The 6,313-nt window shown below is 46.0% G+C and carries 4 protein-coding genes and 1 pseudogene; 4 read left to right on the top strand and 1 reads right to left on the bottom strand.

Going from position 1 to position 6,313, the window contains the following annotated elements:
- Nucleotides 1-145: 145 nt before the first annotated feature.
- From Q7P97_RS03410 to Q7P97_RS03425, 4 genes are all read left to right on the top strand, one after another.
- Nucleotides 146-2,398: a (Fe-S)-binding protein gene (locus Q7P97_RS03410; protein ID WP_303966601.1), complete on the top strand. Its 2,253-nt coding sequence runs from the start codon at nt 146-148 to the stop codon at nt 2,396-2,398.
- 159 nt (nt 2,399-2,557) lie between these two features.
- Nucleotides 2,558-3,748, top strand: a complete 1,191-nt coding sequence (locus Q7P97_RS03415; protein ID WP_303966604.1) for an acetyl-CoA C-acetyltransferase — start codon at nt 2,558-2,560, stop codon at nt 3,746-3,748.
- A 14-nt stretch (nt 3,749-3,762) separates the two neighbouring features.
- Nucleotides 3,763-4,614 (top strand): 3-hydroxybutyryl-CoA dehydrogenase, encoded by an 852-nt coding sequence (locus tag Q7P97_RS03420; protein ID WP_303966607.1) that lies wholly within the window; start codon nt 3,763-3,765, stop codon nt 4,612-4,614.
- Nucleotides 4,615-4,646: 32 nt separating this feature from the next.
- A complete protein-coding gene (locus Q7P97_RS03425; RefSeq protein WP_303966608.1) occupies nt 4,647-5,783 on the top strand; it encodes an acyl-CoA dehydrogenase in 1,137 nt (378 codons plus the stop codon).
- Between the two features lie 315 nt (nt 5,784-6,098).
- Here the strand turns inward: Q7P97_RS03425 and Q7P97_RS03430 are convergent.
- A pseudogene (locus tag Q7P97_RS03430) lies at nt 6,099-6,313 on the bottom strand (methyl-accepting chemotaxis protein); the annotation flags it as partial.

Genomic DNA, 6,313 nt, shown 5'->3' on the forward strand with positions numbered 1-6,313 from the left:
GAAAAGTCAACCTACTCAAAGAAAAATAAAATTTCGAAAAACTGTTGACTGAATGATCATTCATTATTACACTATACATAGAATATAATTGAAAGCGGTTTCTCATTAGGGGTTTTACAGAGAAGCAAAGGAAGGGGAGAAAGAGATGAACACACTACTCATCGCAAACTGGATATTATTTGTAGCAGTCGTCGTATACGGCTTCGGTCTATTCCTATATCTATTAAAAACCCGATACGAATTCATTCGACTGGGGAGAAAAGAAGAATTCGACAACGACATCAAAGCGCGTTTGAAAAAAATCTGGGTCTATGTATTTGGACAAAAGAAACTATTGAAAGATAAAAAGAGTGGAGCTATTCATGTCATGTTCTTCTATGGCTTCCTACTCGTACAATTTGGCGCCATCGACCTGATCTGGAAAGGATTAAAGCCCGGATCACATCTGCCACTAGGCCCGTTGTATCCAGCATTTACATTCTTCCAAGAGATTGTCGTATTCGTCATCCTAGTAGCGGTTGTATGGGCATTCTACCGTCGTTACATGGAAAAGCTCGTTCGTCTAAAACGTGGTTGGAAATCAGGTCTAGTTCTTATTTTCATCGGACTACTGATGCTATCCACACTAGTCGCAAACGGCGCGAACATGATTTGGCACAATGAAGGCACGACATGGACAGAGCCAATGGCGTCAATCATCGCAACGGTGTTCAGCGGAGTACCTACAGGCGTAGCCGTCACGATATTCTTTATTGGTTGGTGGGTACACTTACTGACATTGCTAACGTTCTTAGTGTATGTGCCACAATCCAAGCACGCGCACTTGATCGCAGGTCCAGCAAACGTGTATTTCCATCGCTTGGATCACGCAGGTCGTTTGAAGCCTATCGATTTTGAAGCGTTGGAAGAAATTGAAGACGAAGAGGACATGCCACCACTAGGTGTTGGTAAGATCACCGACTTCACGCAAGCGCAAATGATCGACTTCTATGCATGTGTAGAATGTGGACGCTGTACGAATATGTGTCCGGCAACAGGTACAGGTAAAATGCTGTCACCGATGGACTTGATCACGAAACTTCGTGACCACCTGACAAACACAGGAGCTATCATGACGAAGCAACAGCCGTGGGTACCTCAACTCATGTTTAAAAACTCACAAGGAAATCAATTGGCACTCGCTGCTACGGCAGAAGGAATGACAATGGACGAACTATACAATCCTTCATTGATCGGCGATGTCATCACAGAAGAAGAGATTTGGGCATGTACAACGTGCCGTAACTGTGAAGACCAGTGTCCGGTTATGAATGAACACGTAGATAAAATTATCGACCTTCGCCGTTATCTTGTTATGACGGAAGGGAAGATGAACCCGGATGCACAGCGCGCGATGACAAACATCGAACGCCAAGGTAATCCATGGGGCCTTAACCGAAAAGAGAAAGAAAACTGGAGAGATGCACGTCCAGACTTGCACATCCCAACAGTGAAAGAGGCGAAAAAAGCTGGAGAAGACTTTGAATACTTACTATGGGTAGGTTCCATGGGAGCATTTGATAACCGTTCACAAAAAATCGCTCTATCGTTCGCACATTTATTGAATGAAGCAGGGGTAAGCTTCGCGATTCTTGGAAACAAAGAGAAGAACTCTGGAGACACACCACGTCGTCTCGGAAATGAATTCTTATTCCAAGAGCTTGCTACAGCCAATATCGCAGAATTCGAAAAAGCGAACGTCTCAAAAATTGTTACAATTGATCCGCACGCATACAATATTTTCAAAAATGAATACCCTGACTTCGGTCTGCAAGTCATCGTGAAACACCATACCGAGTTGCTTCATGAACTAGTGATGGCAGGCAAACTAGTACCGAAACATGCAATCGATGAAGTGATCACATTCCACGATTCTTGTTACTTAGGACGCTACAACGATGTCTATGATCAGCCGAGAGAAATACTTAAAGCGATTCCAGGCGTCACGCTCATTGAAATGGAACGTAACCGTGAAGACGGTATGTGTTGTGGAGCTGGTGGCGGAATGATGTGGATGGAAGAAGATACAGGGCAGCGCGTTAACGTTGCGCGTACTGAACAAGCGCTTGAAGTCAGCCCAGGAATTATCTCCTCTGGATGTCCGTATTGCTTGACGATGCTATCCGACGGAACGAAAGCAGTAGAAGTCGAAGATCAAGTCGGCACATACGATATCGCCGAACTATTAGAACGCTCTATTTTTGGAGAACACGAAACAGTGACCGAACCTGAAGTAGAAGAACCTGTAGTAGAGGAAGAAGTAGTTGTACAAGAAGAAGTGCTTGCAGAGCCTGAATTGGCTGTAACGGTTGAAACAGAGGATGAAGCACCGAAAAACGACGATGGAAAACAAGATTGAAATTATTGCGAATACCGTGTAAATACCGTACAATTAAGAGTATCTAAAACGCTAACATGCAAGTGAATAGATAAATGAGAGGGTCTTCGTGCCCTCTTCTTTATTAGACAAATATCGAGCGAGCGTTCAGTCAGTACACAAAATAGGGGGAATTTGAAAATGAGAACAGTAATCTTACAAGGTGCTAGAACACCATTTGGAAAACTAAGCGGTGCATTGCAGTCCCAAACAGCAAGTGATCTTGGTGGTATCGCTATAAAGGAAGCGCTTTCACGCGCTGGAGTACAAGGCGATCAAGTAGACGAGGTCATCATGGGAACTGTATTGCAAGCAGGTCAAGGTCAAATCCCTTCCCGTCAAGCAGCTGTCAAAGGCGGTATTCCATACGGCGTTAAAACAGAAACCATTAACAAAGTATGTGCTTCAGGCATGCGCAGTATCACACTTGGTGATCAGCTCATCCGTCTTGGCGATGAGACGACAATCGTCGCAGGCGGTATGGAATCTATGACCAATGCACCGTATTATGCAAATGTCCGTTCAGGTTTGAAAATGGGCGATAGCACATTGGTAGATGGCATGATCTATGATGGACTGACATGTTCATTCTCCGAAGGCAATGTCCACATGGGCACATACGGAAACAGCACAGCAAACGACTTCTCTGTGAGCCGTGAAACGCAGGATAAATGGTCGCTACGCAGCCATGAACGTGCGCTTGCAGCAATCGATAATGGATTATTCGCAGAAGAAATCGTTGGAGTCAGCATTCCACAACGTAAAGGCGATCCGATCGTTGTAACGGAAGACGAAGGTCCACGTAGAGGTAGCTCGCTTGAAGCGCTAGCTAAATTGCGTCCGGCTTTCGGTAAGGAAGGCAGTGTCACAGCAGGAAACGCACCAGGCATCAATGACGGAGCGTGTGCGGTTGTCTTGATGAATGAAGAAGAAGCGAAAAAGCAAGGCAAAGAACCACTTGCGGTCATCCTCGAGCACGCAGAAGTCGCGATCGAACCTGAACGTTTCCCTGAAACACCAGGTCACGTCATCAAGGCATTACTTGAGAAAACAGGTAAAACTGCAGACGAAATCGATCTATACGAAATCAATGAAGCATTCGCAGTTGTTGCGCTTGCTAGCTCACAAATTGCTGGGCTCGATGAAGAAAAAGTTAACGTCAATGGTGGAGCAGTCGCACTAGGACACCCAATTGGTGCAAGTGGAGCGCGTGTTGTGCTTACACTAGCGAATGAATTAAAACGTCGTGGTGGCGGGATCGGTATCGCTGCAATCTGTTCAGGTGGCGGCCAAGGCGATGCCATCATGATCGAAGTACCTAAAACTAACTGATTGGGGGATTCCAAATGACAATTGAACATGTATTCGTAATCGGTGCAGGACAAATGGGTGGAGGAATCGCCCAGGTCTGTGCACAAGCAGGCTATCAAGTGACTCTTCATGATCTAAGTGAAGAAGCGTATGATCGTGGTTTTAAGGTCATCACGAAGAACTTAGAACGCAATGTGGAAAAAGGTCGTATGACAGAAGAAGAAAAAGAAACAGTTCTAGGCCGTTTCACGAAATCGACGGATATGCAAAATGCCAAAAATGCCGACATCGTCATCGAAGCGGCAGTTGAAAATATGGCGATTAAATCAAAGATCTTTGCAGAACTGGATGAAATTACGCCGGAGCATACAATCCTTGCAACGAATACATCTTCGTTGCCGATCACGGAAATTGGTGCAGCAACTAAACGCCCAGGTAAAGTAATCGGCATGCACTTCATGAATCCGGTACCGGTCATGAAGCTCGTAGAAGTCATCCGAGGACTCGCAACAGATGATGATGTCTATCAAGCGGTCGAAGACATGACGAAAAAGCTCAATAAAACACCAGTAGAAGTGAATGACGCACCTGGATTTGTTGCAAACCGTGTGCTGATGCCAATGATTAACGAGGCGATCTTTACATTATATGAAGGCGTCGCAACGAAAGAAGCGATTGACGATGTCATGAAAATGGGAATGAATCATCCGATGGGACCCCTGCAGCTGGCAGATTTCATAGGACTCGACACATGTCTCTACATTATGGAAACACTGTATGAAGGATTCGGCGATTCAAAATACCGACCATGTCCATTATTGCGTAAATACGTGAAAGCAGGCTGGTACGGTAAGAAAACAGGTCGCGGTTTCTATATCTACGAATAAATTGATTAAGCTGAAAGCAAGAGGTGAGAAGGATGGACTTTACATTAACAGAAGAACAACAAATGATGCGACAAATGGTTCGTGATTTCGCAAAGAATGAGATCGAACCTTGGATTCCTCGGATGGAAGATGGGGAGTTTCCACGTGAACTACTAGAGAAAATGGGCGAGCTTGGATTGATGGGAATTACAGCGCCTGAACAATATGGAGGTTCAGAGATGGACTTCCTGTCATATATCATCGCGATTCACGAACTATCGAAAGTCAGCGCCGTCATGGGCGTCGTGTTATCAGTCCATACTTCTGTCGGAATGAATCCAATCCTCTACTTCGGTACGGAAGAACAAAAGAACCGCTACTTGCCGAAGATGGCATCAGGGGAATACCTTGGTGCATTCTGCCTGACAGAAGCATCTTCTGGGTCAGACGCAGGTTCATTGAAAACAAAAGCGAAGCGAGTCGACGACCATTACGTCATCAACGGCTCTAAAATGTTCATTACAAACGGTGGAGAAGCAGATGTTTACATCGTCTTTGCAAACACTGCTCCTGAAAAAGGAACGTACGGCATCACCGCATTCATCGTCGACCGAGATACCCCGGGATTATCGATTGGCAAAGACGAAAAGAAAATGGGTCTACATGGCTCGCGTACCGTCGCGCTGAGCTTCGACAATATGAAAGTACCTGTTGAAAATAGACTCGGTGAAGAAGAAGGTGGCTTCAAAATTGCCATGGCCAACCTCGACGTAGGCCGAATCGGAATCGCTGCCCAAGCACTAGGCATAGCAGAAGCCTCACTAGAAGCCGCTGTAGATTACGCAAAAGAACGCGAACAATTCGGCAAACCAATCGCCGCCAACCAAGGCATTGGATTCAAACTAGCCGACATGGCAACCGCAACAGAAGCGGCCCGACTACTAGTCTACCGCGCAGCATGGCTACGAACAGAAGGCAAACCATGCGGCAAAGAAGCCTCCATGGCCAAACTATTCGCATCCCAAGCAGCCGTAGACAACTCCATAGAAGCCGTCCAAGTATTCGGCGGCTACGGCTACACCAAAGACTACCCAGTAGAACGCTACTTCCGCGACGCCAAAGTATGCCAAATCTACGAAGGCACAAGCGAAATCCAAAAAGTAGTCATCGCCAAGCACGTTACAAACTAACAAACTGTCAATGCACGGTTTGATCCTCAATTTAGGCGATCAGCGTAATATTTCTTAAAAATATACTAATTTTAATGACATTACATTGCTTGATAGGTTTATACGTAGGGATTGGAGCGGAAGACGGGCGACTCCTGCGGGAATAGCATGAGCCTTGAGACCCCGCAGGTAGCGAAGCGGACGAGGAGGCTCAAGCCATGCCCGCAGGAAAGCGTCCGCCTAAAACGGAAATCAACGTTCCTAAAGCGTCACACTCGCCTTAATGATAACTAAACGACAAAAAGGACCCGTCTAGTGACGGATCCTCCTGCCTAATTACACCTTAAATTGTTCAATAACCTCTGATAACTTCTCGCTCAGCTCCGTCAACGTCTCTGCAGCCTCTGTCACTGACTGAATCGCGCGTAACTGCTCTTCCGAAGACGCGCTAACTTCCTCACATGCCGCTGCCGTCTCTTGCGACGTAGCCGACATCGTTTGAATCGTCATCGCCACCTCATCTTTATGCGTCGCGACCAATCGAATTTCAT

The organism is Sporosarcina ureae, assembly GCF_029267015.1.
Taxonomy (GTDB): Bacteria; Bacillota; Bacilli; order Bacillales_A; family Planococcaceae; genus Sporosarcina; species Sporosarcina ureae_D.

Excerpts from the sequence above, each read along its gene's own strand:
- Q7P97_RS03410 (WP_303966601.1), top strand. The coding sequence starts at position 146 with ATGAACACACTACTCATCGCAAACTGGATATTATTTGTAGCAGTCGTC.
- Q7P97_RS03415 (WP_303966604.1), top strand. The coding sequence starts at position 2,558 with ATGAGAACAGTAATCTTACAAGGTGCTAGAACACCATTTGGAAAACTA.
- Q7P97_RS03420 (WP_303966607.1), top strand. The coding sequence starts at position 3,763 with ATGACAATTGAACATGTATTCGTAATCGGTGCAGGACAAATGGGTGGA.
- Q7P97_RS03425 (WP_303966608.1), top strand. The coding sequence starts at position 4,647 with ATGGACTTTACATTAACAGAAGAACAACAAATGATGCGACAAATGGTT.